This is a genomic window from Pseudomonas putida (assembly GCF_028682475.1).
Taxonomy (GTDB): domain Bacteria; phylum Pseudomonadota; class Gammaproteobacteria; order Pseudomonadales; family Pseudomonadaceae; genus Aquipseudomonas; species Aquipseudomonas putida_AG.
In genome coordinates, this window is the sequence record NZ_JANHLE010000010.1 from 15,642 (window position 1) to 40,338 (window position 24,697).

Annotated in this window: 25 protein-coding genes; 11 read left to right on the plus strand and 14 right to left on the minus strand. The window is 62.6% G+C overall.

Annotation, left to right across the window (positions count from 1 at the left end; genetic code table 11):
- Nucleotides 1–64 precede the first annotated feature (64 nt).
- The 9 genes from NPS47_RS10710 to NPS47_RS10750 all read right to left on the minus strand — a co-directional run bounded on the left by NPS47_RS10710 (nucleotide 65) and on the right by NPS47_RS10750 (nucleotide 6,736).
- Complete coding sequence (locus tag NPS47_RS10710; protein ID WP_010222202.1) at nucleotides 65–388, minus strand: DUF3392 domain-containing protein; 324 nt, start codon at nucleotides 386–388, stop codon at nucleotides 65–67.
- Nucleotides 389–397: 9 nt separating this feature from the next.
- Complete coding sequence (gene hemW / locus NPS47_RS10715; protein WP_274294953.1) at nucleotides 398–1,612, minus strand: radical SAM family heme chaperone HemW; 1,215 nt, start codon at nucleotides 1,610–1,612, stop codon at nucleotides 398–400.
- Nucleotides 1,609–2,205: an RdgB/HAM1 family non-canonical purine NTP pyrophosphatase gene (gene rdgB / locus NPS47_RS10720; protein WP_274294954.1), complete on the minus strand. Its 597-nt coding sequence runs from the start codon at nucleotides 2,203–2,205 to the stop codon at nucleotides 1,609–1,611. The genes hemW and rdgB overlap by 4 nt, the downstream gene beginning before the upstream one ends.
- Nucleotides 2,202–2,636, minus strand: coding sequence for a DUF4426 domain-containing protein (locus NPS47_RS10725; protein ID WP_274294955.1), 435 nt, complete (start codon nucleotides 2,634–2,636; stop codon nucleotides 2,202–2,204). Before NPS47_RS10725 ends, rdgB begins: the two co-directional genes overlap by 4 nt.
- A gap of 24 nt (nucleotides 2,637–2,660) precedes the next feature.
- The gene (metW, locus tag NPS47_RS10730) at nucleotides 2,661–3,281 is read right to left on the minus strand and encodes a methionine biosynthesis protein MetW (RefSeq protein ID WP_038615569.1); all 621 of its coding nucleotides are present in this window, start codon (nucleotides 3,279–3,281) and stop codon (nucleotides 2,661–2,663) included.
- 7 nt (nucleotides 3,282–3,288) lie between these two features.
- Entirely contained in the window at nucleotides 3,289–4,428 is a 1,140-nt protein-coding gene (gene metX, locus NPS47_RS10735; RefSeq protein ID WP_274294956.1) for a homoserine O-succinyltransferase MetX, read from the minus strand.
- Nucleotides 4,429–4,590: 162 nt separating this feature from the next.
- The gene (locus tag NPS47_RS10740; protein WP_274294957.1) at nucleotides 4,591–5,181 is read right to left on the minus strand and encodes a YggT family protein; all 591 of its coding nucleotides are present in this window, start codon (nucleotides 5,179–5,181) and stop codon (nucleotides 4,591–4,593) included.
- Between the two features lie 10 nt (nucleotides 5,182–5,191).
- A complete protein-coding gene (gene proC, locus NPS47_RS10745) occupies nucleotides 5,192–6,010 on the minus strand; it encodes a pyrroline-5-carboxylate reductase (protein WP_274294958.1) in 819 nt (272 codons plus the stop codon).
- A gap of 39 nt (nucleotides 6,011–6,049) precedes the next feature.
- A complete protein-coding gene (locus NPS47_RS10750) occupies nucleotides 6,050–6,736 on the minus strand; it encodes a YggS family pyridoxal phosphate-dependent enzyme (protein WP_274294959.1) in 687 nt (228 codons plus the stop codon).
- Nucleotides 6,737–6,802: 66 nt separating this feature from the next.
- On the opposite strand from NPS47_RS10750, the gene NPS47_RS10755 reads away from it, so the two are divergent.
- Nucleotides 6,803–7,831, plus strand: coding sequence for a type IV pilus twitching motility protein PilT (locus NPS47_RS10755; protein ID WP_274294960.1), 1,029 nt, complete (start codon nucleotides 6,803–6,805; stop codon nucleotides 7,829–7,831).
- Here the strand turns inward: NPS47_RS10755 and NPS47_RS10760 are convergent.
- The gene (locus tag NPS47_RS10760) at nucleotides 7,828–8,448 is read right to left on the minus strand and encodes a C40 family peptidase (RefSeq protein WP_274294961.1); all 621 of its coding nucleotides are present in this window, start codon (nucleotides 8,446–8,448) and stop codon (nucleotides 7,828–7,830) included. The genes NPS47_RS10755 and NPS47_RS10760 overlap by 4 nt on opposite strands.
- A gap of 154 nt (nucleotides 8,449–8,602) precedes the next feature.
- Between NPS47_RS10760 and NPS47_RS10765 the strand changes: the two genes are divergently transcribed.
- The gene (locus NPS47_RS10765) at nucleotides 8,603–9,022 is read left to right on the plus strand and encodes an NINE protein (protein ID WP_274294962.1); all 420 of its coding nucleotides are present in this window, start codon (nucleotides 8,603–8,605) and stop codon (nucleotides 9,020–9,022) included.
- A 41-nt stretch (nucleotides 9,023–9,063) separates the two neighbouring features.
- Here the strand turns inward: NPS47_RS10765 and NPS47_RS10770 are convergent, their stop codons facing one another.
- From NPS47_RS10770 to NPS47_RS10780, 3 genes are all read right to left on the minus strand, one after another.
- Entirely contained in the window at nucleotides 9,064–9,753 is a 690-nt protein-coding gene (locus NPS47_RS10770) for an SPOR domain-containing protein (protein ID WP_038615555.1), read from the minus strand.
- A 1-nt stretch (nucleotide 9,754) separates the two neighbouring features.
- Nucleotides 9,755–11,491, minus strand: a complete 1,737-nt coding sequence (argS, locus tag NPS47_RS10775; RefSeq protein WP_274294963.1) for an arginine--tRNA ligase — start codon at nucleotides 11,489–11,491, stop codon at nucleotides 9,755–9,757.
- A 149-nt stretch (nucleotides 11,492–11,640) separates the two neighbouring features.
- Complete coding sequence (locus tag NPS47_RS10780) at nucleotides 11,641–13,860, minus strand: primosomal protein N' (RefSeq protein ID WP_274294964.1); 2,220 nt, start codon at nucleotides 13,858–13,860, stop codon at nucleotides 11,641–11,643.
- 168 nt (nucleotides 13,861–14,028) lie between these two features.
- On the opposite strand from NPS47_RS10780, the gene rpmE reads away from it, so the two are divergent.
- The 3 genes from rpmE (at nucleotide 14,029) to NPS47_RS10795 (ending at nucleotide 16,512) form a co-directional block, all read left to right on the plus strand.
- A complete protein-coding gene (gene rpmE / locus NPS47_RS10785; protein ID WP_107024884.1) occupies nucleotides 14,029–14,241 on the plus strand; it encodes a 50S ribosomal protein L31 in 213 nt (70 codons plus the stop codon).
- Nucleotides 14,242–14,243: 2 nt separating this feature from the next.
- Nucleotides 14,244–15,065, plus strand: a complete 822-nt coding sequence (locus NPS47_RS10790) for a thermonuclease family protein (RefSeq protein ID WP_274294965.1) — start codon at nucleotides 14,244–14,246, stop codon at nucleotides 15,063–15,065.
- Nucleotides 15,066–15,243: 178 nt separating this feature from the next.
- Entirely contained in the window at nucleotides 15,244–16,512 is a 1,269-nt protein-coding gene (locus NPS47_RS10795; RefSeq protein WP_274294966.1) for a malic enzyme-like NAD(P)-binding protein, read from the plus strand.
- A 159-nt stretch (nucleotides 16,513–16,671) separates the two neighbouring features.
- Here the strand turns inward: NPS47_RS10795 and NPS47_RS10800 are convergent, their stop codons facing one another.
- Nucleotides 16,672–19,119 carry a penicillin-binding protein 1A gene (locus NPS47_RS10800; protein ID WP_274295056.1) on the minus strand — a complete coding sequence of 816 codons (2,448 nt, stop codon included), beginning with the start codon at nucleotides 19,117–19,119 and terminating at the stop codon, nucleotides 16,672–16,674.
- 179 nt (nucleotides 19,120–19,298) lie between these two features.
- Here NPS47_RS10800 and pilM point away from each other — a divergent pair, with 179 nt between their 5' ends.
- From pilM to aroB, 6 genes are all read left to right on the plus strand, one after another.
- Nucleotides 19,299–20,225, plus strand: a complete 927-nt coding sequence (gene pilM, locus NPS47_RS10805) for a type IV pilus biogenesis protein PilM (protein ID WP_274294967.1) — start codon at nucleotides 19,299–19,301, stop codon at nucleotides 20,223–20,225.
- Nucleotides 20,222–20,740, plus strand: coding sequence for a PilN domain-containing protein (locus NPS47_RS10810; RefSeq protein ID WP_274294968.1), 519 nt, complete (start codon nucleotides 20,222–20,224; stop codon nucleotides 20,738–20,740). Before pilM ends, NPS47_RS10810 begins: the two co-directional genes overlap by 4 nt.
- Entirely contained in the window at nucleotides 20,737–21,663 is a 927-nt protein-coding gene (locus tag NPS47_RS10815; protein ID WP_274294969.1) for a pilus assembly protein PilP, read from the plus strand. The genes NPS47_RS10810 and NPS47_RS10815 overlap by 4 nt, the downstream gene beginning before the upstream one ends.
- A 24-nt stretch (nucleotides 21,664–21,687) precedes the next feature.
- A complete protein-coding gene (locus tag NPS47_RS10820; protein ID WP_274294970.1) occupies nucleotides 21,688–22,977 on the plus strand; it encodes a type IV pilus secretin PilQ in 1,290 nt (429 codons plus the stop codon).
- 4 nt (nucleotides 22,978–22,981) lie between these two features.
- The gene (gene aroK / locus NPS47_RS10825; protein WP_274294971.1) at nucleotides 22,982–23,500 is read left to right on the plus strand and encodes a shikimate kinase AroK; all 519 of its coding nucleotides are present in this window, start codon (nucleotides 22,982–22,984) and stop codon (nucleotides 23,498–23,500) included.
- Between the two features lie 98 nt (nucleotides 23,501–23,598).
- Entirely contained in the window at nucleotides 23,599–24,696 is a 1,098-nt protein-coding gene (gene aroB / locus NPS47_RS10830; protein WP_274294972.1) for a 3-dehydroquinate synthase, read from the plus strand.
- The last annotated feature ends 1 nt before the right edge of the window (nucleotide 24,697 follow it).

Consider the following 24,697-nt stretch of genomic DNA (forward strand, 5'->3'; position numbering starts at 1 on the left):
GGCAAGCCCGCTCCCACAGGAGGTTACCTATCCCCTGTGGGAGCGGGCTTGCCCCGCGATGCTTTCAGCGCCGATCAGCAACCACGCCAATCAACACCAGCACAATCAGCAACACCGGCGCCAACGCATAGTTGTTGAACTGCGCCAGGCCCTTCACCACCCACGGCGTGGCATAGATCAGCGCCGCACCGCTGCCAATCATCACCAGTAGGGCCATGAACGGTACGCGCAAGGCACCTGCCAGGCCGCCCAGGCGTTGTTCCACCCAGCCTTTGATGTCGGTGCCGAACAGCACCAGCAAACAGCCCACAAGCGCCAGTGAGATCTCTGACAGATTACTGCGACTCCAGCGGGAAACAGTCGAGAGCAGGTCGAGTACCAAGTCCATTCGTAATCCTTAGGTCAAGAAATACTGCAGCAGGTCGTTGAGGAACAACTGGCCGCGCGCGGTGGCGACCAGTCGCGTCGTTTCGACCTGCAAAAGGCCCTTTTGTTCGGCCTCGCGGCGGGCGGCGGCCAGCTGTTCCAGCGGCAGTCCGGTGCGCTGGCTGAACAGTTCGGCGTCGACGCCCTGGGTCAGGCGCAGGGCGTTCATCAGGAACTCGAACGGCAGCTCATCCACCGGCAACAGCTTTTCGCCAGCCTTGAAGGCTTTGGCCGGGTTCAGGTAGTCCTTGGGCAGGCGGGTCTTCCAGGTACGCAGGATGCGCCCGTCGGGATGGCTTAGCTTGCCGTGGGCACCGGCACCGATGCCGATGAAGTCGCCAAAGCTCCAGTAATTGAGGTTGTGCCGTGCCGCGCGACCCGGCTGGGCGTAGGCCGAGACTTCGTACTGGGTGTAACCGTGGCTGGCCAGCAGGGCCTGGCCGGCCTCCTGGATGTCCCAGAGGATGTCGTCTTCTGGCAGCAGCGGTGGCTGGTTCCAGAACACCGTGTTCGGTTCCAGGGTCAGCTGGTACCAGGACAGGTGCGTGGGGTTCAACGCGATGGCCTGGCGCAGGTCGCCCAGGGCGTCGTCCAGCGACTGGTCGGGCAGCCCGTGCATCAGGTCGAGGTTGAAGTTGTCGAACCCGGCATTGCGCGCCATGTCGGCAGCGCGAATCGCCTCGTCACCGTTATGGATGCGGCCCAGGGCTTCGAGCTTGGCCTGCTGGAAACTCTGGATGCCGATCGACAGGCGATTGATGCCCAGTTGCCGGTAGGCCTTGAACTTCTCCTGCTCGAACGTCCCGGGGTTGGCTTCCAGGGTGATTTCGATATCGCTGGCAAACGGGATGCGTTGCTCCACACCCTGCAATAACCGGCCCAGCGCGCGGGCGCTGAACAGGCTGGGAGTGCCTCCGCCGAAGAAAATCGAACTGATCGGCCGGCCATAGACTGCGCCCAGTTCCTGGTCGAGGTCAGCCAGCAGGGCATCGACATACGCCTCTTCCGGCAGCTCAGGCGTAGCCGCGTGGGAGTTGAAGTCGCAGTACGGGCATTTACGCACGCACCAGGGAATATGGATGTACAGCGCCAGGGGCGGCAGCTGTGGCAAGGCCGCCCGCGGTGCTTGGGAAGTAAAGCCAGCCTCGCCCAGGTGCAGTGGCTGTGCCGGCGAATGATCGGTCATGCCAGGCCCAGACGTTGACGCAACAGGCTCATGGCACGGGCACGGTGGCTGATCTGGTTCTTGTCGGCAGGGCTCAGCTCGGCGCTGGAGCAGGCGCGCTCCGGTACCCAGAACAGCGGGTCGTAGCCAAAACCGTGTTCGCCGCTGGCTTCGCTCAGGATGCGGCCATGCCAGAGGCCTTCGCAGAGAATCGGCAGCGGATCGTCGGCATGCCGTACCAGGGCCAGGACGCAGACGAACTGGGCGCCACGCTGGTCTTGCGGGACGTCTTTGAGCACATCGAGCAACTTGGCGTTGTTGGCCGCATCGCCCTTGCCGTCGGCGTAGCGCGCCGAGTAGATGCCCGGGGCGCCACCAAGGAAGTCCACGGCCAGGCCCGAATCGTCGGCCAGTGCCGGCAGGCCGGAAATACGTGCAGCGTTGCGCGCCTTGAGGATGGCGTTTTCGACAAACGACAGGCCGGTTTCCTCCGGCTCGACGCTGCTGAATTCGCCAATCGAGCGCAGCTGCACGGTGTCACCGAGCATGGCTTGCAGTTCTTTGAGTTTGCCGGCGTTATGGCTGGCCAATACGATTTGCTGAAAAGTCATCATTCGCCTGGGAAAAGCTCTTGGTTGAAGCTGATGGTTTCGGTCTTGCCACCAATGCCAACGTCGATGGTGAAGGTCCGGGTTTCCTGTTGTTCCACAGGGAACTGGGCGATGTAGTAGATCGCGCCTTGTTCGGTGATCTGCTTGAACTTCAGCGGGACCGAAGCGCTGGTCAGGTCTTTGACGGTACCGCTGACCTGGGTGACCACCGGCTGGCCGGCCTTGATCACCGAGACGTTGATCACGCCCTGGTTCTTGCTGCGAACCAGTTCTGCGGATTTGGCGATATCTGGCGTCAGGAAGGTCGAGATGAAGGTGCTGTAGTGCACCGTGGTATCACCGAACACTTCCTGGCGTTCGCCCTTGATGGCGTCGGCGGCGACTGCGCTCATGCTCAGGCAGGCAGTCAGTAAAAAACTCAACAAGCGACCCATGATCGTTCTCCTCCAGTGTGCGGGTTAAACCGCGACCTTGTGTTCGGCAAGGCCGGGGCTGCTGACACGGTAAATGCCGATCTCCCCTAGAAGATTAGGCCATAGCTTGCTCGCCCACCCGTGGCGGTGCAAATGGTCGACCGCCAGTCGGTCGAGCACCTGGGCGCGACGTTCGCTGCACAGCGCCTCGAAGTCTTCAAAGGTGCAGAAGTGGATGTTCGGCGTGTTGTACCAGGTATACGGCATGAAGTCCGAGACCGGCATGCGACCTTTGGTCGCCAGGTACCAGCGGCAACGCCAGTGGCCGAAGTTGGGGAAGGTGATGATGCATTGGCGGCCCACGCGCAGCATTTCGTCGAGGATCCGGTCGGGGTACTCCACGGCCTGCAGGGCCTGGGTCATGACCACTACGTCGAAGCTGTTGCTGGCGAAATTGCCCAGGCCTTTGTCGAGATCCTGCTCAATGACATTGACGCCCTTGGCCACGCACTGGGCAATGTTGTCGGGGTCGATTTCCAGGCCGTAGCCGGCAACCTGCTTGTGGTCGCGCAGCGACGCCAGCAGTTCACCGGTACCGCAACCGAGGTCGAGTACCCGGCTGCCGGCGGGGATCCAGTCTTGGATGATTTCCAGGTCGGCTCTCATGGTTTCCTCAGCAGACGATGCGGTTCATGTAGTTCGTGAATCCCGTGATGTAGCGCGGGGTCGGGATCAGGAAGGCATCGTGGCCATAGGGCGAGTCGATATCCAGGTAGCAGACGTTCTTGCGCGCGGCGATCAGCGCGTCGACGATCTCCCGCGAACGCGCTGGCGAGAAGCGCCAGTCGGTGGTGAAGGACATCACGCAGTAGTCCGCGGTGACATTGGCTAGGGTCGCCGCCAGGTCGCCACCGTGGGCCGCAGCCGGGTCGAAGTAGTCCAGGGCCTTGGTCATCAGCAGGTAGGTGTTGGCGTCGAAGCGCCCGGAAAACTCCTCGCCCTGATAGCGCAGGTAGCTTTCGACCTGGAACTCGACACTGTGGAAGTCGTAGTTGAGCTTGTCGCTTTTCAGCTCGCGGCCGAATTTCTCGCCCATGGAGTCGTCGGACAGGTAGGTGATGTGCCCGACCATGCGCGCCAGCATCAGGCCGCGCTTGGGGATCACGCCCTGGTCCTGGAACGAGCCACCGTGGAATTCCGGGTCGGTGAGGATGGCCTGGCGGGCCACCTCGTTGAAGGCGATGTTCTGTGCCGAGAGCTTGGGTGCCGAGGCAATGTCCAGGCAGTGACGCACGCGATCAGGGTAGGTGATGGTCCACTGCAGCGCCTGCATGCCACCCAGGCTGCCGCCGACCACGGCGGCCCACTGCTGGATGCCGAGGCGGTCGGCCAGACGGGCCTGGCTGTGCACCCAGTCTTCCACGGTGAGGACCGGGAAGTCGGCGCCATAAGGCTTGCCGGTCAGCGGATTGATGCTGCTGGGGCCGGTGCTGCCGTTGCAGCCGCCAAGGTTGTTCAGGCTGACCACGAAGAAACGGTTGGTGTCGATCGGCTTGCCCGGTCCGATGCAGCTGTCCCACCAGCCCGGCTTGCGGTCGTTAGGGCTGTGATAGCCCGCGGCATGGTGGTGGCCGGACAACGCATGGCAGATCAGCACGGCGTTGCTGGCCGCGCTGTTGAGGGTGCCGTAGGTTTCGTAGATCAGTTCATAGCTGGCCAGCGAGCGCCCGCAGGCCAGCGCCAGGGGCTCGTTGAACTGTGCCGTTTGCGGTGTTACCAGACCGACCGAATCTTCGGGAAAGACAGTGGACATCGACCCTGCTCACGCTTAAATGAGGCGTAAGTCTAAAGACCGCCGGGATATGCAGCAAGCAATGTGCCGGACCATTAACAGCATCGCCGGCAAGGCCGGCTCCCACAGTGCTCAGCCTGTGGGAGCCGGCCTTGCCGGCGATGGGTGCAACGAGGGCCCGGGTCAGGCCAGAAGCCGCAGCATCTCCGGCATCCCGGTCATTGCTGCCAGGTTATTGATCACCAGCATGTCGATCAGCTTCAGCGCCATGAACGCCAGGATCGGCGAGATATCCAGGCCGCCGAGGTTCGGTAGCAGGCGGCGGAACGGCGCCAGGAACGGATCGCAGATCTGGTTGATCAGCTCGGCGCCCGGGTTGTGGCTGCCCGGGGCGACCCAGGACAGGATCACACTGATGATCAGGGCGAAGAAGAAAATCTTCAGGAACAGCGCAGTCACGCCGATCATCGCCCAGACCAGCAATTGCAGCGGGTTACCGGTGGTGCCGTAGGCCAGCAGCAGGGTCAGGCCCATGATCAGCAACTGGACGATGATCGCCAGCAGCAGCGACGACATGTCCAGGCCGAACAGGCTCGGGATCACCCGGCGCATTGGCTTGAGCAGCGGCTGGGTGGCGCGCACGGCGAACTGGCTGAGCGGGTTGTAGAAGTCGGCGCGAACCAGCTGCAGGATGAAACGCAGCATGATGATCAGCAGGTAAAGGCTGCCCAGGGTTTGCAGGATGTAGATGGCAGCGGTGTTCAATCCGATCATGTTCGGCTCCTTAGTTGCCCAGTTGTTCGGCCATTTCGGCCGAGCGATGCGCGGCAGCACTCAGCGCTTTTTCCACCAGCGCTTCGAATCCATCGGCCTGGAACGACTTGATCGCCGCTTCCGTGGTGCCGGCAGGGGAGGTAACGCGGCGGCGCAGCTCGGCGGCGTCGACATCGCTGCTGACGGCCATGTGCGCAGCGCCCAGGGCGGTTTGCAGGGTCAGTTTGGCGGCGGTTTCACGCGGCAGGCCGAGTTTTTCGCCAGCGGCGGTCATGGCTTCGATCAGCAGGAAGAAGTACGCCGGGCCGCTGCCGGAAACGGCGGTGACGGCGTCGAGCTGCTGTTCGCTGTCCAGCCACAGGGCAATGCCCACTGCCGACAGCAGTTGTTCGGCCTGCTGGCGCTGGGCGGCGGACACTTCGGCGGTGGCGTACAGGCCGCTCACGCCTTGACGCAGCAGCGCCGGGGTATTGGGCATGCAGCGTACGATCGGCTGCGCGCCGAGCCAGTTGTTCATGCTCGCGCAGGTGATCCCGGCGGCAATCGAAACGACCAGTTGTTCGGGCTTGAGGCTGGGCTTGAGTGCTTCGCACACGGCTTTCATCGCCTGGGGCTTGACCGCCAGGACGACAACGTCGGCACCTTCGACGGCGTCGGCGTTGTCGGCGAACAGTTCAATGCCGTGCTCGGCGTGGACTTTCGCCCGCTGCTCGGCACCCGGATCACTGGCGCGGATCTGCGAGGCATCCAGGCCCTGGGCGCGCAGGCCGCCGATCAGGCTGGCGGCCATGTTGCCGGCGCCGATAAAGGCAATACGAGTCTTGCTCATGTCAGGTCCTTTAGGAAAAAGTTGAAAAAAGGCATAGGTCTAGGGCTGGCCGTAGTCGCGGGCGCCGAACAGCGCGGTGCCGATACGTACCCAGGTCGCGCCCTGGGCAATGGCCGCTTCCAGGTCGTGGCTCATGCCCATGGAAAGGGTGTCCAGGCTCAGGCCGAGACTGTCTTGCAGTTCGCGAACCCTGGAAAATGCGGCTTCCTGAGCGGCGCGATCGTCCGTCGGCTCGGGAATCGCCATCAGTCCGCGCAGGCGCAACCGCGGCAGTGCGGCGATGGCGTTCGCCAGCGCTGGCAGTTCTTCAGGCGTGCAGCCGGATTTGCTGGCCTCGCCGCTGACATTCAGCTGCAGGCAGATGTTCAGCGGCTCAAGGCCCTCAGGGCGTTGCTCGGACAGGCGTTGGGCGATTTTCAGGCGGTCCACGGAATGTACCCAGTCAAAATGCTCGGCAATTGCGCGAGTCTTGTTCGACTGAATGGGGCCGATGAAGTGCCAGGTCAAGGGCAGGTCGGTCAATTCGCCCTGTTTGTTCAGGGCTTCCTGCAGGTAGTTCTCACCGACATCGCGAACTCCGGCGGCAAAGGCTTCACGCACGGCGGCGGCGGGTTTGGTTTTGCTCACCGCCAGCAGGCGGATGTCGGACGGCGCGCGTCCAGCGGCCTCGGCGGCAACGCTGATGCGGGCGGCGAGCGTGGAAAGGTTGTCTGCTATGGTGGACATTGATCGATGCCAGCGGCTCTTTGGGTCTGCGGCATTCTACCTGCTTGGCAGCCTTTGGGGAGTCTCATGGATGTGACTGAACTGCTGGCCCTGGCGACAAGGGCCGGCGCCTCGGACCTGCACCTGGCGGCGGCAGAGGTGCCGACGATACGTCAGGATGGACGAATGTGTCGTCTGGATCTGCCAGCCCTGAGCGCTGAGCAGGTGTCTGAATTACTGGGGCAGTTGATGAACGAAGCGCAGAAAAAGGATTTCGAAACGCTTCTGGAAACCGACTTTTCCGTTGCCGTGCCTGATCTGGCGCGTTTTCGGGTCAATGCCTTCACTCAGCACAGAGGCCCGGCGGCAGTGCTGCGGGTGATCCCGAGTCGGGTGTACAGCCTGGCCGAACTGGGTCTGAGCGGCGTGTTCAAGCAGATTGCCGAGTTGCCGGCGGGATTGGTGCTGGTCGCTGGCCCTACCGGCTCCGGCAAGTCCACCACCTTGGCCGCTTTGCTTGATCACCTGAACCGGGAGCGGCAACTGCATATCCTCACCCTTGAAGACCCCATCGAGTTTATCCACACGCCCCAGCGCAGCCTGATCAGCCAGCGTGAGATCGGCCGGCACAGCCACGGTTTTGCCCAGGCCTTGCGCGTTGCGCTGCGCCAGGACCCGGATGTGATCATGCTCGGCGAGTTGCGCGACGCGCAGACGATTCGCCTGGCGCTGACCGCTGCGGAAACCGGGCACCTGGTGCTGGCGACGGTGCATGCCGGGTCGGCGGCAAAAACCATCGACCGGCTGGTGGATGTCTTTGCCGCGGAGGAAAAGCTGCTGGTTCGCGCCATGCTCGCCGAAGCGCTGCAAGCGGTGGTGTCACAGGTGCTGGTGGAGAAGGTGGGGGGTGGACGCGTGGCGGCGCACGAGATTCTGCTGACCACGCCAGCGGTACGCAATCTGGTGCGCGAGGGCAAGGTGGCACAGCTGTATTCGACGATACAAACAGGCGGGGCGTCAGGTATGCAGACCCTGGACAGTTGCCTGCAGGGCCTGGTGACGCGTGGCGTGATCAACCTTGAAAGCGCCCGCGTGCGGACGCATGAATGGTGTTAGCGCTTGGCCAGGGTCATCTGCTGGCTTTTCGGCAGAACGCGCTTGGCAACCACATAGCGGCTGCGCCAGTAGGGCTTGTTCAGTGTGTCGATGCTGACCCGCTTACCCGTGCGCGGGGCATGGATGAAGCGGTCGTTGCCCAGGTAAATGGCAACATGGTTGACCCGGCGGCTCTTGATGTTGAAGAAGATCAGGTCGCCCGGTTTGAGGTCGTTGCGATCGACCTTCACGCCGTGACCCTGGGCCATGGCATTGGAGGTGCGGGGCAGGTCGACTTCGGCAATGTCGTTGAAGGCGTATTTGACCAGGCCGCTGCAGTCGAAGCCTTTGCTCGGGCTGCTGCCGCCCCAGCGATAAGGTGTACCCAGGACATTGACGGCACGGCTGAGCACGTCGCTGCTTTGCTGCGGCGACATCGGTGCGACCGGCAGGCTTGGCTTGCTGGAGCGGGTGCGAAGCTGGGCATTGCTACTGGCGTTCTTGTTCGAACGCGCAGCCGCAGAATAAGTGGACTGGGTGGAGAAACCGTTGGGTAAACGTTGCTCACGGTTGGTGGCGTGGGCGGCCAGTGGCAATAATAGGCAAAGGGTCAGCCATGTCTTGAAAAGATGACGCATGGGCAGGGCTCTTGTTGGTTAGCGCGCAACTTTATAACAGCTTTCTGGTCAATTTTTGATCCGCTTGTCGATTGGTTCCGTCCGTACGTCGCCCCAACACAAAAAAGTCACATTTTTCCTTAGAAAATTTACCGATAACCCTCAGAGGCTATGAATGAACAGTTATCAACAGGATGGGCAGCTGCATGACACGCACAGCAAGGTGATCGGTTATCTGCTGTGGATTTTCGGTTTCACCGGTGCGCACCGCTTCTACTACGGCAAGCCGGTCACTGGCACGATCTGGTTTTTCACCCTGGGTCTGCTGGGCATCGGCTGGCTGATCGACCTGTTCCTGATTCCGGCCATGGACCGCGAGGCTTCCATGCGATTTCACGCCGGGCCTCTGGACTACAGCCTGAGCTGGATCCTGCTGACCTTCCTCGGCATTTTCGGCGTGCACCGCATGTACCAGGGCAAATGGATCACCGGGATCATCTACCTGTGCACGGGCGGCTTGTTTCTGGTCGGGATCTTGTATGACTTCTGGACGTTGAACACCCAGGTGTCGCTGGCCAACGCCCAGCGGCGCTGAATGCAGCGGCCTTGTCGTGATCGACAAGGCCGCCGGCGGGATTACTGGCGGGTCTGGCGCTGCTGCAGCAACAGGTTGCTGAAGCCGCTGCCGGCCAGCTGTTTCTGCGCCACGGTCAGCTGTTCGCGATTGCTGAACGGGCCGACCAGTACGCGGTACCAGGTCTCTTCCTTGACGGTGCCGGACTCCACCTTGACCGCCTGGCCAAGCAGGATGATCTGCGCACGGACCTTGTCGGCGTCCGCCTGCTTGCGGAACGAGCCGGCCTGCAGGAAGAACTGGGTGGTTGCCGCTGGCTTGATCACCGGGGGTGCCGGTGGTGGCGTCTGCCCCATCAGCGCCGCCTGGGCCCGTGCGGTATCGATCTTCGCCGCTTCCGCCGGGGTGACCGGTGGTTGCGCCGGTACCGGCGGAGTCTTCTCCGGTACCGCTTCAGGCGGCACGATCACTTCCGACTCGGGCAGCAAGGTATAGAAGTCATACTTGGGCTTGACCGGCTGTTGCGGACTTGGCGCGGTCTTGTTGGCTTCGGCGGCCTTCTCGGCTTTCTGCTGCTCAGGCTTGCTGCGCTTGACCTCTTCGTTGCCCGGCTCAAGTTTCATCAGAAAAACGACGAAGGCGCCGACGGTCAGGCCGATCGCCAGCCACAACCAGCCCGGAATCGGTTGCTTTGCCGGGGCCTGGTTGCGGCTGGCGCCGCGCTTGGGTGCAGGTTTTTTCTTGGCAGCCAACTTACATACGCTCCAGGGTTTCCAGGCCGAGCAGCTCCAGACCTTGCTTGAGGGTACGGCCAGTCAGGGCGGCCAGGCGCAGGCGGCTCTGCTGTTGTTCAGGCGTTTCAGCACCCAGGATCGGGCAGTTCTCGTAGAAGCTGGAGAACAGGCCGGCGACGTCGTACAGGTAGGCGCAAAGCACGTGCGGGGTGCCTTTTTCGGCGACGTTGTTCAGGATTTCGCCGAACTGTGCCAGGCGCGCGGCCAGGTCTTGTTCCTGGGCGGCCTGCAAGACGATCTGCCCGTCCGCTTCATCGAAGCTTTTACCCAGCTTGCGGAACACACCGGCGACGCGGGTGTAGGCGTACAGCAGGTACGGTGCGGTGTTGCCTTCGAAGTTGAGCATCAATTCGAAGTTGAAGCTGTAATCGCTGGTGCGGTGCTTGGACAGGTCGGCGTATTTCACCGCGTCGATGCCGACCACCTGGCCGATCGCGCGCAGTTCGTCTTCCGGCAGCTCTGGGTTCTTCTCTTTGACCAGGGTGTAGGCGCGTTCCTTGGCTTCGGTGAGCAGGTCGATCAGCTTCACCGTGCCGCCGTCGCGGGTCTTGAACGGACGGCCGTCGGCGCCGTTCATGGTGCCGAAGCCCATGTGTTCCATTTGCATCGGGTGACCGACGAAACCAGCCAGGCGCGCCACTTCGAACACCTGGTTGAAGTGCAGGGCCTGACGCTGGTCGACGAAGTACAAGGCGCGATCAGCGTTAAGTACGTTACTGCGGTAGCGGATGGCAGCCAGGTCGGTGGTGGCGTACAGGTAGCCGCCGTCGGCCTTCTGCACGATCACCGGCAGTGGCTCGCCTTCAGCGGTCTTGAATTCTTCGAGGAATACGCACTGGGCGCCCTTGCTCTCTACCAGCAGGCCCTTGGCCTTGAGGTCGCTGACGACATTGGCCAGGTCATCGTTATAGGCGCTTTCGCCCATGACGTCGGCCATGGTCAGTTTGACGTTGAGCAGTTCGTAGGTCTTCTGGCAGTGCGACAGCGAGATGTCCTTGAAGCGGGTCCACAGCTTCAGGCAGTCCTCATCACCGGCTTGCAGCTTGACCACCAAGCCACGGGCACGGTCGGCGAACTCTTCCGACTCATCGAAGCGCTTTTTCGCCGCGCGATAGAAGTTTTCCAGGTCCGACAGCTCGTCGCTGGTGATCGGGTTCTCTTGCAGGTAGGCCATCAGCATGCCGAACTGGGTACCCCAGTCGCCGACGTGGTTCTGGCGGATCACGGTGTCACCGAGGAACTCCAGGACGCGCGACACGGCGTCGCCGATGATGGTCGAGCGCAGGTGGCCGACGTGCATCTCTTTGGCCAGGTTCGGCGCCGACAGGTCGACCACCACCTTCTGCTGCGGGCCGGCTTTGCTCACGCCGAGCTTGGCATCGGCCAGTGCGGCATCCAGGCGGGCGGCCAGGGCCTGGGTGTTCTGGAAGAAGTTGAGAAAGCCCGGGCCGGCGATCTCGACCTTGCTGACCTGCTCGTCGGCAGGCAGCGCGGCGATGATTTTTTCCGCCAGGTCGCGGGGCTTCATGCCGGCTGGCTTGGCCAGCATCATCGCGATATTGCTGGCGAAGTCGCCGTGGGTTTTGTCCCGGGCGTTTTCCACCTGGATCGCCGGCGTCAGCCCTTCAGGCAACACACCGTCGGTGACGAGTTGGGTGAGGGCTTGCTGGATAAGCTGGCGAATGGTGTCTTTCATGGGCTTCTCTTTCGACCGCAAGCGCGGCGGCGCTTCGATGCGCAGGTGGAAAAACTGGACATTATCCGTTGCCGGGGCGAGGTTGCCAACCTTTGGGGGGAATTGGCGGGACTTTAATCGCGGGGCAAGCCCGCTCCCACCGGGAAGGATCAGTACAGATCCACCGGGTCCACATCCAAAGACCAGCGCACCTGGCGCCCGGACGGCATTTGTTCCAACAGTAGCAACCAGGCACTGATCAGTCGATGCAAAGGCGCCCGTGCATTGGCCTGGAGCAATAGTTGTGCACGAAAACGCCCCGCACGTCGTTCCATCGGCGCCGGTACCGGGCCCAACAGCTCGATACCCTGCAGGTTGTGTTCGGCCAGCAACTGCTCTGCAGCGCTGCAGGCTTCGTCGAGGAAACTTTCAGCTTGCCCCGGTTTGTGCGCTTCGGCGCGCAGCAGGGCGAGGTGGGCAAACGGTGGCAGTCCCGCAGCGCGGCGCTCGCTCAGGGCCTGCTCGGCGAAGGCGAAGTAGCCCTGTTCGGTCAGTTGCACCAGCAGCGGGTGGTCGGCCAGATGGGTCTGGATGATTACCTTGCCGGGCTCTTCGGCGCGTCCCGCGCGGCCGGCGACCTGGACGATCAGCTGGGCCATGCGCTCGCTGGCGCGGAAATCGCCGGAGAACAAGCCGCCATCGGCATCGAGGATCGCTACCAGGGTCACCCGCGGGAAGTGGTGTCCTTTGGCGAGCATCTGGGTGCCGACCAGGATGCACGGCTGGCCGCGCTGGATGGTGTTGAACAACTGGTTCATGGCGTCTTTGCGCGAGGTGCTGTCGCGGTCCACGCGCAGTACCGGGAAGTCGGGGAACAGAATGCTCAGGCGCTCTTCAGCCCGCTCGGTACCCGCGCCAACCGGGCGCAGGTCGACCTTGTTGCACTGCGGGCACTGGCGCGGCACACGCTCGTCGTAACCGCAGTGGTGGCAGCGCAGTTCGTTGGAGCGTTGATGCACGGTCATGCGCGCGTCGCAACGCGGGCATTCGGACATCCAGCCGCAGTCGTGGCACAACAGGGTCGGGGCAAAGCCGCGGCGATTGAGGAACACCAGCACCTGCTGGCCGGCGGCCAGGGTCTGGCCGATGGCTTGCTGCATGGGCCCGCTGATGCCGCTGTCCAGCGGTCGGCTCTTGACGTCCAGGCGCAGGAAGCGTGGCTGCTGGGCACCGCCAGCGCGCTGGGTGAGGCGCAGCAGGCCGTAGCGGCCGCTGTGGGCGTTGTGCAGGCTTTCCAGTGATGGCGTCGCCGAGCCGAGCAGAATCGGGATGTTTTCCTGACGTGCGCGCACCAGGGCCAGGTCGCGGGCGTGGTAGCGCAGGCCTTCTTGCTGTTTATAGGAGCCGTCGTGCTCCTCGTCGATGATGATCAGGCCGGGGTGTTTCATCGGCGTGAACAGTGCCGAGCGGGTGCCGATGATGATATCGGCCTCGCCGTCGCGGGCCGCCAGCCAGGCGTCCAGACGTTCGCGGTCGTTGACCGCCGAGTGCAGCAGGGCGATACGGGCGTTGAAACGCTGTTCGAAACGCGCCAGGGTCTGCGGCCCGAGGTTGATTTCCGGAATCAGGATCAGCGCTTGCTTGCCGGCTTCCAGGGTTTCGCGGATCAGTTGCAGGTACACCTCGGTCTTGCCGCTGCCGGTAACGCCGGCGAGCAGGAAGGCATGAAAGCTGTCGAACCCCGAACGCACAGCGTTGAAGGCGGCGCGTTGTTCGTCGTTGAGCGGCAGTTCCGGCTGGGCCAGCCAGTGTTCGTGGCGTTCCTGGGGCAGATGACGGCGCACTTCGACCTGAACCAGCGCTTTGGCCAGCAGCAGGTCGAGGCTGTCCTTGCTCAGCATCAGCTTGCTCAGCAGGGCGTGGGCGACGCCGTGGGGATGTTGTGCCAGGGTTGCCAGGGCTTCACGCTGGCGTGGTGCGCGGGCGATGCGCGGATCATCCAGGCGCGCGCCCGGGGCGATCTGCCAGAAGCGCTCCTGGCGGGCCTCGGCCGGTTCGCCCTGGCGCAACAGTACCGGCAGGGCCCAGCTCAGGGTGTCGCCAAGGCTGTGCTGGTAGTACTGGGCGGTCCACAGGCACAGTTTGAACAGCGCCGGGGGCAGCGGCGAGACCGGGTCGAGCAGGGCAATGGCCGGCTTGAGTTTGTCGGCCGGAACCTCGCTCTTGTCGGTGATTTCGATCAGGATGCCGATCATCTCCCGCCGCCCGAAAGGCACGCGGATACGCATGCCCGGGGTCAGCGCCTGGCGCGCCATGCTCGCTGGCGCCCTGTAGTCGAACAGTCGCCGCAGGGGCGAGGGCAGGGCGAGGCGCAGAATGACGTCGGACACGCGATGAATTCTCTGAAGGGGGTTACCAGGACCCGGCGAGCCTAGCAGACGACGGTCGGTGCAAGCGACAACTTGCGTTGACAGCATGCTCTGGTATTATTCGCCGCCTAATTACGTGCGGTATTCAACAATGGTGTTGGGTGGCGGCACGCAGTCGAGGAAGTGACCATGAAGCCAGAAATTCACCCGAATTATGAAGTAGTCGCAGTCACCTGCAGCTGCGGTAACAAGTTCGAAACTCGTTCGACCCTGTGCGCTCCGCTGGGTACCGACGTATGCAACGAGTGCCACCCGTTCTACACCGGTAAGCAGAAGACTCTGGATACCGGCGGCCGTGTCAAGCGCTTCGAAGATCGCTTCGCAGCGTTCGGCAAGAAGTAAGATTGCGCGTAGCCGGCCCGATGGGTTTGGCAATGCTGCTGAAAAAGGCGTCCCTTGTGGGCGCCTTTTTTGTGGGCGCGATTTGGCAACTGCCGGCTCTGGCCTTCTGCCCGCTACCGGTCGATCCCCAGCTGGTCAGTGTGCGCCAGGTGGTCGATGGCGATACCTTGCGTCTGAATGATGGCCGCAGCGTACGACTGATTGGCATCAATGCCCCGGAAATCGGCCGCAAGGGCCGAACCAGCGAACCCTTCGCCGAGGCCGCTCGTCAGCGTTTGCAGGCCCTGGTCAAGGCCAGTGGGGCCGAGGTCGGGCTGGTGCCGGGCGTCGAGTCGAAAGACAAGTATGGGCGCACCCTGGCGCACATCTATGGCCGCTCTGGCGACAATTTTGAAGCACAACTGCTCAGCGAAGGCCTTGGCTATCGGGTTGCCGTGGCGCCGAATGTGTCCCTGAGCGAGTGTCAGCAGCAGGCCGAGCGTGCCGCTCGTCAGCGCAAGGCCGGTGTCTGGCGGCAATCCCCTGTGATCCCGGCGGCACAGGTACGGCAATCCGGCTTTGCCTTGATCGGCGGAAAAGTCACGGGTATCGAGCGCAATCGCGGCGGTATCTGGATCGAAATCGACGATGCGCTGGTGCTTCAGGTCCCGGTGCGGTTGCAGCGCAATTTTCCTCCCGCCTTCCTTGATGGGCTCAAGAGCCGCAGCGTCGAGACGCGAGGCTGGGTGCTGGATCGTTCCCGCAAGGGCGGTCTGAAGGCCGGGCAGAAGCGCTGGTTGCTGCCTTTGACAGATCCTTCGATGCTGGAGCGGGTCGAAAGATAAAAAATTGTGGACATTTTTTTCTTCGATTGTACACATTGAAACCCTTGCGGGCTGCGGCTCTTGGCGGAAAGTCGTAGGTTAAAGGCCTTGACACAAGTGACCGACCAGTCTTGTCGGCCCTTTGCTCTTTGCGTATCCTCGGCGGTCCGTCAGAACAGTAAATAGCGGAATGCCCACCATGTCAGATTTGAAAACCGCCGCTCTCGAATACCATGCTCAGCCTCGTCCGGGGAAACTGAGCGTCGAGCTCACCAAACCTACCGCGACTGCTCGCGACCTGGCGCTGGCCTACAGCCCTGGCGTGGCCGAGCCGGTACGTGAAATTGGTCGCGATCCGGAGCTGGCCTACAAGTACACCGGCAAGGGCAATCTGGTAGCAGTCATTTCCGACGGCACCGCCATCCTTGGCCTGGGTAACCTCGGCCCACTGGCATCCAAGCCGGTCATGGAAGGCAAGGGCGTTCTGTTCAAGCGTTTCGCCGGCATCGACGTTTTCGACATCGAAGTCGAATCGGAGAGCCCACAGGCTTTCATCGACACCGTCCGCCGCATCTCCATCACTTTCGGTGGCATCAACCTGGAAGATATCAAAGCGCCTGAGTGCTTCGAGATCGAGCGCGCCCTGATCGAACAGTGCGACATTCCGGTATTCCACGATGACCAGCACGGCACCGCGATCGTGACCGCCGCCGGCATGATCAACGCCCTGGAAATCGCCGGTAAAACCCTGGCTGACGCCAAAATCGTCTGCCTGGGCGCCGGCGCTGCCGCCATCTCCTGCATGAAGCTGCTGGTGAGCATGGGCGCGCAGATCGAGAACATCTTCATGGTTGACCGTACTGGCGTGATCCACGCTGGCCGTGACGACCTGAATCAGTACAAGGCGGTCTTCGCCCACGCGACCGACAAGCGCACCCTGGCTGACGCGCTGGACGGCGCTGACGTGTTCGTGGGTCTGTCCGGCCCGAACCTGCTGAGCGCTGAAGGCCTGAAGTCGATGGCGCCAAACCCGATCGTCTTCGCCTGCTCCAACCCTGATCCGGAAATTTCCCCGGAACTGGCGCACGCTACCCGCAGCGACGTGATCATGGCCACCGGTCGTTCCGACTACCCGAACCAGGTCAACAACGTACTGGGCTTCCCGTTCATCTTCCGTGGTGCCCTGGACGTTCGCGCCAAGCGCATCAACGAAGAGATGAAGATCGCCGCCGCCAACGCCCTGAAAGACCTGGCCAAGCTGCCAGTGCCTAAGGAAGTTTGCGCAGCTTACGGCGTTGAAGCGCTGGAATTCGGTCGTGAGTACATCATTCCGAAGCCAATGGATGCCCGTCTGATCACCGTGGTTTCCGATGCCGTGGCCAAGGCCGCGATCGAAACCGGCGTGGCGACCCTGCCGTATCCGCAGAACTACCCGCTGAAAAGTGTGGATGACGTGTTCAACGGCTAAGCCGTTGTAGCGTTGTAACAAAAAGCCCCGGCTCGCGAGAGTCGGGGCTTTTTTGTGGGTGCCTGGCTGTGAATCTGTTTTGCCTTCATCGCCGGCAATGCCGGCTCCCACATATGGGCTTGTGTGGGAGCCGGCGTTGCCGGCGATGGGCCCTGGATATCAGAACAGGTCGATCGGCGCCGCTTCATCCGCCGGCAGCGGGCTGCCCGGTGCCGAACCATTGAGCTCGTTGACCGATGGCGGCGTGTCCTCGGCCTTGAACAGCTCGAAGTAGGCGTTCGGCGTGCTCGGCGTTGCCGCCCGGCCACTGACCGGATCAACCCGCAGGCTGAGGATGCCTTCCGGCTCGGCCGGAGCATGGTTCGGTTTGTCCTTGAGCGCCGGGCCCATGAAGTTCATCCAGATCGGCAACGCCACGGTGCCACCGTACTCGCGGCGGCCCAGGGTTTCCGGCTGGTCGAAACCACTCCAGACGGTGGTCACCAGATCGGCGTTGTAGCCGGAGAACCAGGCGTCCTTGGATTCGTTGGTGGTGCCGGTCTTGCCCGCAAGGTCAGTGCGGCCCAGGGCCAGGGCGCGCCGCCCGGTACCCCGCTTGATCACATCCTGGAGCATGCTGGTGAGGATGTAGGTGGTGCGCCCGTCGATGATGCGTTCGGCCACTGCTGGCGCCTGCGGGAAGGCAGGCTGATTGCTGGCAGGCGTGGCAGCCGCTTCGCCAGGGAACTGCGTACTGATCGGCGCTTCTGGCGCGGCGATACCGGCTGCGACCTGTTCCGCTTGCGGCACCCGGGGCGGGTTGGCGGTGAACAGGGTTTCGCCGTTGCGGCTTTCGATGCGTTCGATCAGATAGGGAGTGATCTTGTAGCCGCCGTTGGCAAAGGTGCTCCAGCCCGTGGCGATTTCCATCGGGGTCAGGGTGGCGGTGCCCAGGGCCAGGGACAGGTTGGGCGGCAGGTCCTGCTTGTTGAAGCCGAACTTGCTGATGTAGTCGATGGTCGGGCCGACACCCATGGCCTGCAGCAGGCGGATCGACACCAGGTTGCGCGACTTGTACAGCGCTTCACGCATGCGGATCGGGCCAAGGAAGGTGTTGGTGTCGTTCTTCGGACGCCAGACCTTGTCCAGGTATTCGTCGACGAACACGATCGGCGCGTCGTTGACCAGGCTGGCGGCGGTGTAGCCGTTGTCCAGTGCGGCGCTGTAGACGAATGGCTTGAAGCTCGAGCCCGGCTGACGCTTGGCCTGCATGGCGCGGTTGTAGTTGCTCTGCTCGAAGGAGAAGCCGCCAACCAGGGCGCGGATGGCGCCGGTATTGGGGTCAAGCGAGACCAGTGCGCTTTGCGCGCCCGGCACCTGACTGAACTTCAGGTTGCCGTTGTCCAGGCGCTGGACGCGGATCAGGTCGCCGACCTGGGCAACGTCAGACGGTTGTTGCGGCGCACGCCCCTGGCTGTTGGTGTTGAGGAACGGACGGGCCCATTTCATGGTGTCCCAGGCCACATGCTCCAGGGTGTCGGCGCGGGTCAGCACCTGCAGGCCGGTCTTGTCGACCTGAGTGACAATCACGGGCTCCAGGCCGCCCAGCGGGCGCTGTTTGCCAAGTTCCTGCAGCCAGGCGGCGTGGGTCTTGCCCGGGAAGCGTGCTTCGGGGCCGCGATAGCCGTGGCGCTCATCGTAGGCGCTGAGGCCGTCGAGCACGGCCTTGTTGGCGATTTCCTGCAGGTCGCTCGGAACCGTGGTGGTGACCCGGAAACCTTCGGTGTAGGCGTCGCTACCGTAACGGCCAACCATTTCGGCGCGGGCCATTTCGGCAATATAAGGGGCACGGACTTCTGGCGTCGGCACGTGGTAGCTGGCGTTGATCGGCTCGGCCAGGGCGGCCTGGTAGCTCGCCTCATCAATCTTGCCCAGCTTGTACATGCGCCCGAGGATCCAGTCGCGGCGCTCTTTGGCGCGCACCGGGTTGGCCAGCGGGTTGAAGCGCGACGGCGCCTTGGGCAGACCGGCGATCATGGCCATCTGCGCCAGGCTGATGTCGCGGATCGACTTGCCGTAATACACCTGGGCCGCCGCTTCGATGCCGTAGGCACGGTTACCCAGGTAGATCTTGTTGACGTACAGCTCGAGAATCTCGTCTTTGGTCAGCTCGCGTTCGATCTGCAAGGCCAGGAGGATTTCGTTGGTTTTGCGCGAGAAGCTGCGTTCGCTGCTGAGGAAGAAGTTCTTCGCCACCTGCATGGTGATGGTGCTGCCGCCGGTTTGAATGTGCCCGGACTTGAGCAATTGTGTTGCAGCACGCATCAGGCTACTGGGGTCGACCCCGTAGTGATTGGCGAAATTGTCGTCTTCGGCCGAGAGCAAAGCCTGGATGAAATGCGGCGGAATGTCGGCGAAACGGATGGGAGAACGGCGCATCTCACCAAACTCGGCGATCAGTTTTCCGTCGCTGCTGTAGACCCGCAAAGGGATCTGCAACTGGATGCTTCTGAGGGCCTCTACCGAGGGCAAGCTGGGGCTAAGATACAGAAACGCGCCGCTCAGACCGAGCACGATTGCGCAAATGACTGCGACGAAAGACCACCAGAAGAACTTCAGCAGGCGTATCAAGGCTTTTGGGCGTCCAGATAAAAGAGTGGGTTGCGCGCAGGGCCAGCGGACAAGGAAAAACGCTGGGCATTATAAGCATTTTTCGCACGGTCGCGTTATTGCCGCGCCCGTCAGGGAATCAGCCAGGTTTGACGGGGCATAGCCCCTGTTGACCTGCAGCGATCAAGGGAAAACCGATGCTTGGACGTCTGGGCAAGGATGCCGGTTCACTTCTGGGGATAGAAATTACCCCGCCATTCATCAGGCTGGTGCGTCTGCACCGCCACCGCGGCCGTTACCACGTGCAGGCCTGGGCGCTTGAGCCCTTGCCGGCGACGGCCATGCACAATGGCTGGATTGCTGATCCCGAGCAGGTCGGGGCGGCCTTGCTTGAGGCGGTCCGGCGTGGTGCAGGGAAGGTGCGCAGGGCCGCCGTTGCGCTGCCAGCCGGACTGGTAATCGAAAAGCTGCTGTCGATGCCGGCAGATCTGGACGACGAGGCGATTGCCGGGCGTCTGCCAGCCGATGCCGGTCAGTTCGTGCCTTTTGCGCTTGAGGATGCGGCAATCGACTTTCAGGTCATGGGCCCTGATCCTGACCAGTCGCAGCACCAGCGGGTGCTCGTTGCCGCTTGTCATCTGGCGTTGCTGGAAGTGCTCCAGGCCAGCCTTGAACTCGCTGGTATACGGGCCTGTGTGGTTGAGCCCGACAGTCACGCCTTGCAGCGTGCGTTACAGGCGGATGGCCTGTTACTGCAAGTCGAAGCCGATGTCCTGGTGATTCACGAGCGGGATGAAGGGGCTGTGTCGGTGCGTCGCGAAGTCCGACTGCCTGCCCAGAGGGGCTTTGCTCAGTCGTTGGCGACGGCTGTGGACAACTACCTGTTGTCCAGCCCGGGGAGGGCATTGCCGGATCAGGTGCTGCTCGCAGGGGCCGCTGCGCTGGATCCGGACTTGCCCCGGCACCTGCAGCAGCGCCTGGGCCTCGAGGTACGTCATGCCGATCCATTCAAACATCTACTCCTGGCGCCAGGTCTGCAGTCCTGCGCTTTGACGGCGCAAGCCTCGTGCCTTGCAGTCGCTTGCGGGTTGGCAATGCGCGAGGACGATCGATGCCTGGCTTGAATCTGCTGCCCTGGCGGGAGCAAAAGCTTCAGGCCGGTATCCGCCGCATGCAGCTGGCGCTGCTCGGCGTAGGGCTGATGGCGGTTCTTGTTACCGTGCTGGCGGATCTTCTGGGGCGCCAGGCGCAGCAGCGCCAGATCGTCGAGAACGCCGCGATCCAACAGGTTATCGACGGCTTCGATGCACAGTTGGTGCAGATAGCGCAGCACAAAATTGAGCAGGAGCAGATCCAGGGTAGGCTGCAGGCGCTGGAGTCTCTGCAGGGCAAGCGCGTGTTTCTGGTGGATCTTCTTAAGCAGCTTGAACGCGTTGTGCCCCCTGGGGTGCAGCTCACGGCGCTGACGCGGCAAGGCGCGCGCCTGCATATCCACGGGCTGGCGCATTCCGGTTCATTGGTCGCGCAACTGTTGCGCAACCTTTCTGATGCGCTCGGTAAGGCCGAGTTGCAGCAAATGAAGGCAGTGGATGAGGGGGAGACGTTCGAGCTGAGCGTGACCTTGAGGGGCGAGTCTTGAACGTCTTGGCCATCGCTAGATGGCAGCAGTGGGCGGCGGGCTCGCCGCTCAGGCAGACGCTATTGCTGGCGGGTTGTCTGGCGCTGCTGCTGGGGCTTGCTTACATCGTTCATCTGCGGGCGCTTTTCGTCGAGATCGAGCAGGGCGCCGAACAGTCGCAGTTCTTGCGGATCGAGCAGGCAGAGAAGGCCGCAGGCGCGCTGGCGCTGGCCACCCATGAGGCGCAACGAGCTGCGGCGTACCAGCGCCTTGATGAGGCGCGCTGGAGGTTGGCCACCGGTGGTGAACTGGCCGACTTGCTGGAAGGCATTGCCTATCAGGGGCAGTCGAGCGGAGTGTTCGTTGAACAGGTGGAACTGTTGGCGGAAGTCCTCCATGACCAGCACATCGAACAGCCCGTGCAGCTTCAGTTACAGGGTAGTTACCCGGCATTGCTTGCCTTTGTCCACGGCCTTGCGTACCTGCCTCGACTGATCACTTTGCAGGACTTCTCTTTGCTGCCAACGCAGTCGGGCCTGCATTTACAGGTACGCCTGAGCGCTTACCGCAGCCGGCTGACGAGTGCAGTCCCGGACCTTTCCGGGTTGGCGCCAGAGCCCGTACCTGCGGCGCCGGACATTACGCGCAATCCGTTCGAACCTCCGCCGCTGATACCGCACCGCCAGTACCTGCAAACCTTGCCCCTCGACCAGTTCGAGATGATTGGCAGTCTTGCCCGTGGCCCGGTGCGCTTTGCCTTGTTGCGAGTCGCTGGCCTTGTCCATCGCCTGCAGCTGGGTGATCGCCTGGGGCGTGACCAAGGGCGGGTGGTGAACATCGAGGAGCGGCAGATCGAAATAGCCGAGCAGGTGTTTGTGCCGGGCAAGGGCTGGAGCGAGCGGCGTCGAACGCTGAGCATGAAGCAACCTGCAGGCGCGGGATAAAGCAGTGGACCAGGGAGGTCGCAGATGAGGGCAGGATGGATTAGGGCGGTATTCGCCGGGTTGTTTAGCCTGCAGGCTGTTGGCCCGGTGTCGGCTAATAGCGCTCCACCGGGCGAGCTTTTGTCGCTGAACTTCCAGGATGTCGAGGTGCGTTCGGTGCTGCAGGTGCTGGCTGATTTTTCCGGGGTCAACCTGGTCGCCAGCGATGCAGTGCAGGGCAAGGTCACCCTGCGTCTGCAGGATGTGCCCTGGGAGCAGGCGCTGGACCTGGTGCTGCGCAGCAAAGGCCTGGAGCAACGCTCCGAAGGCAATGTCCTGCTGGTAGCGCCCATCGGTGAACTGGCCGGACGGGAGCGGCAGCTGCTGGAAGGTCGTCAGCAAGTGGCCGGCCTGGTGCCGACACGGCGTGAACTGTTGCCGATTCACTATGCCCAGGCGGCAGACATCGCCGCCGTGTTTCAGTCGCTGATGGATAACGATCCATTCGATGCCGCGGCGGGGGCGCTGGGTGTCGATGAGCGAACCAACACCCTGATCGTGCGCCAGACGCCCGAGCGCCTGGAGGAGTTGCGTCAGTTGATCGCCCGCCTGGATGTGCCGGTGCGCCAGGTCATGATAGAAGCACGGATCGTTGAAGCGAATGTCGACTACGAACGGAGCCTGGGCGTGCGCTGGGGCGGGGAGCTGAATCTGGGTAGTGGTCTGGTTCTGGGCGGCGCCGACACCTTTGTCGACCTGGGGGCAGAGCGGGCCACCTCGGCCATCGGTGTGGGGCTGGTGCGCGACAACGTCCTGCTCGACCTTGAGCTCAGTGCCATGGAGAAATCCGGCAATGGGGAAATCATCTCCCAGCCCAAGGTGGTCACCGCCGACAAGGAAACCGCGCGAATCCTCAAGGGCACTGAAGTGCCGTATCAGGAAACCAGTGGCAGTGGCGCGACCTCGGTGACCTTCCGTGAGGCGTCGCTGTCGTTGGAGGTGACGCCGCAGATCACCCCGGACAACCGGGTGATCATGGCGGTGAAGGTGACCAAGGACGAGCCGGACTACCTCAATGCCCTGGCCCAGGTGCCCCCGATCCGCAAGAACGAGGTCAACGCCAAGGTTCGCGTCAGCGATGGCGAGACCATCGTGATCGGTGGCGTGTACTCAACGGTGCAAAGTAAAGTTGTCGACAAGGTGCCATTTTTCGGCGATGTGCCGTATGTTGGGCGGCTGTTTCGTCGCGATGTTCTACAAGAGAAAAAATCCGAGCTGCTGGTCTTCCTGACTCCGCGTATCATGAGTGACCAGGCGATTGCTGTGAGTCGTTGATTCTGTGCGAAATTTGATACTTGTGGGGCCCATGGGTGCTGGTAAAAGCACCATCGGTCGCCTGTTAGCCAAAGAGCTGCGCCTGCCGTTCAAGGATTCCGACAAGGAAATTGAACTGCGTACTGGCGCCAATATCCCGTGGATCTTCGACAAGGAAGGCGAGCCGGGCTTTCGTGACCGTGAGCAGGCGATGATCGCCGAGCTGTGCGCGTTCGATGGCGTGGTCCTGGCCACTGGCGGAGGCGCGGTGATGCGCGATGCCAATCGTCAGGCCCTGCATGCCGGCGGGCGGGTGGTGTACCTGCACGCCTCGGTCGAGCAACAGGTCGGGCGCACCGCGCGTGACCGCAACCGTCCATTGCTGCGCACCGCCAATCCGGAGGCGACCTTGCGCGCCCTGCTGGAGATCCGCGATCCGCTCTACCGCGAGATTGCTGACCTGGTCGTGGAAACCGACGAACGGCCGCCGCGGATGGTGGTGCAGGATATTCTCGAGCGCTTGCAGAAGTTGCCGCCCCGTTAGGCCAGGACTATCCTCGGCGACCAGTCATGCCATGACAGGGCACACCGTTATCGCGCGGGTCGAGCATCGATGCCGCGCCTCGTTCATTGTGGGGACACATGCAGACACTAAAGGTCGAATTGGGCGAACGTAGCTACCCGATCTACATTGGCGAAGGCCTGCTGGATCAGCCTGAACTGCTGGCGCCACATATTGCCGGCCGGCAGGTCGCCATTATCTCCAATGAGACTGTCGCGCCCCTTTATCTCGAGCGTCTGAGCAAGACCTTGGGTGCCTATTCGGTACTGCCGGTGGTGTTGCCCGATGGCGAGGCGTTCAAGAACTGGGAAACCCTGCAGCTGATTTTCGATGCCTTGCTCACGGCCCGCCACGACCGCCGTACCACCGTGGTTGCCCTGGGTGGCGGGGTGATCGGCGACATGGCCGGGTTTGCCGCCGCTTGCTACCAGCGTGGCGTGGATTTCATCCAGGTGCCGACCACCTTGCTGTCCCAGGTCGATTCTTCGGTGGGCGGCAAGACCGGTATCAATCACCCGCTGGGCAAGAACATGGTCGGTGCCTTCTATCAGCCCAATGCGGTGCTGATCGACACCCGCAGCCTCAACACCTTGCCGCCGCGCGAACTGTCGGCCGGCCTTGCCGAAGTGATCAAGTACGGCCTGATTTGTGACGAACCGTTCCTGAGCTGGCTCGAAGCGAATATGGAGGCCTTGCGCGGCCTGGATCAGGTAGCCCTGACCGAGGCGATTGCGCGTTCCTGTGCGGCCAAGGCCGCCGTTGTCGGTGCCGATGAGCGCGAGTCTGGCGTACGTGCCACCCTCAACCTCGGCCATACCTTCGGCCACGCCATCGAAACCCACATGGGTTATGGTGTCTGGCTGCATGGCGAGGCCGTGGCAGCGGGTACCGTGATGGCCCTGGAGATGTCCATGCGCCTGGGCTGGATCAGCCAGCACGAGCGTGATCGTGGTATCCGTCTGTTCCAGCAGGCAGGCTTGCCGCTGGTGCCGCCAGAGGAAATGACCCCGGCGCAGTTCATGGGGCACATGGCAGTAGATAAAAAGGTACTCGACGGTCGTCTGCGTCTGGTCCTGCTGCGCCGAATGGGCGAAGCGGTGGTCACCGACGACTATCCGAAAGAGATTCTTCAGGCCACGCTGGCCGCGGATTACCGCGCGATCGTGGCCCAGCTTTGAG

What these genes read in the sequence shown, in the direction of transcription:
- metX (WP_274294956.1), bottom strand. Translation starts at nt 4,428, where the DNA reads ATGTCCACTGTCTTTCCCGAAGATTCGGTCGGTCTGGTAACACCGCAA.
- hemW (WP_274294953.1), bottom strand. Translation starts at nt 1,612, where the DNA reads ATGACCGATCATTCGCCGGCACAGCCACTGCACCTGGGCGAGGCTGGC.
- NPS47_RS10740 (WP_274294957.1), bottom strand. Translation starts at nt 5,181, where the DNA reads ATGATCGGATTGAACACCGCTGCCATCTACATCCTGCAAACCCTGGGC.
- NPS47_RS10755 (WP_274294960.1), top strand. Translation starts at nt 6,803, where the DNA reads ATGGATGTGACTGAACTGCTGGCCCTGGCGACAAGGGCCGGCGCCTCG.
- argS (WP_274294963.1), bottom strand. Translation starts at nt 11,491, where the DNA reads ATGAAAGACACCATTCGCCAGCTTATCCAGCAAGCCCTCACCCAACTC.
- NPS47_RS10725 (WP_274294955.1), bottom strand. Translation starts at nt 2,636, where the DNA reads ATGGGTCGCTTGTTGAGTTTTTTACTGACTGCCTGCCTGAGCATGAGC.
- metW (WP_038615569.1), bottom strand. Translation starts at nt 3,281, where the DNA reads ATGAGAGCCGACCTGGAAATCATCCAAGACTGGATCCCCGCCGGCAGC.
- rpmE (WP_107024884.1), top strand. Translation starts at nt 14,029, where the DNA reads ATGAAGCCAGAAATTCACCCGAATTATGAAGTAGTCGCAGTCACCTGC.
- NPS47_RS10760 (WP_274294961.1), bottom strand. Translation starts at nt 8,448, where the DNA reads ATGCGTCATCTTTTCAAGACATGGCTGACCCTTTGCCTATTATTGCCA.
- aroB (WP_274294972.1), top strand. Translation starts at nt 23,599, where the DNA reads ATGCAGACACTAAAGGTCGAATTGGGCGAACGTAGCTACCCGATCTAC.
- NPS47_RS10710 (WP_010222202.1), bottom strand. Translation starts at nt 388, where the DNA reads ATGGACTTGGTACTCGACCTGCTCTCGACTGTTTCCCGCTGGAGTCGC.
- rdgB (WP_274294954.1), bottom strand. Translation starts at nt 2,205, where the DNA reads ATGATGACTTTTCAGCAAATCGTATTGGCCAGCCATAACGCCGGCAAA.
- proC (WP_274294958.1), bottom strand. Translation starts at nt 6,010, where the DNA reads ATGAGCAAGACTCGTATTGCCTTTATCGGCGCCGGCAACATGGCCGCC.
- NPS47_RS10750 (WP_274294959.1), bottom strand. Translation starts at nt 6,736, where the DNA reads ATGTCCACCATAGCAGACAACCTTTCCACGCTCGCCGCCCGCATCAGC.
- NPS47_RS10820 (WP_274294970.1), top strand. Translation starts at nt 21,688, where the DNA reads ATGAGGGCAGGATGGATTAGGGCGGTATTCGCCGGGTTGTTTAGCCTG.
- NPS47_RS10795 (WP_274294966.1), top strand. Translation starts at nt 15,244, where the DNA reads ATGTCAGATTTGAAAACCGCCGCTCTCGAATACCATGCTCAGCCTCGT.
- NPS47_RS10765 (WP_274294962.1), top strand. Translation starts at nt 8,603, where the DNA reads ATGAACAGTTATCAACAGGATGGGCAGCTGCATGACACGCACAGCAAG.
- pilM (WP_274294967.1), top strand. Translation starts at nt 19,299, where the DNA reads ATGCTTGGACGTCTGGGCAAGGATGCCGGTTCACTTCTGGGGATAGAA.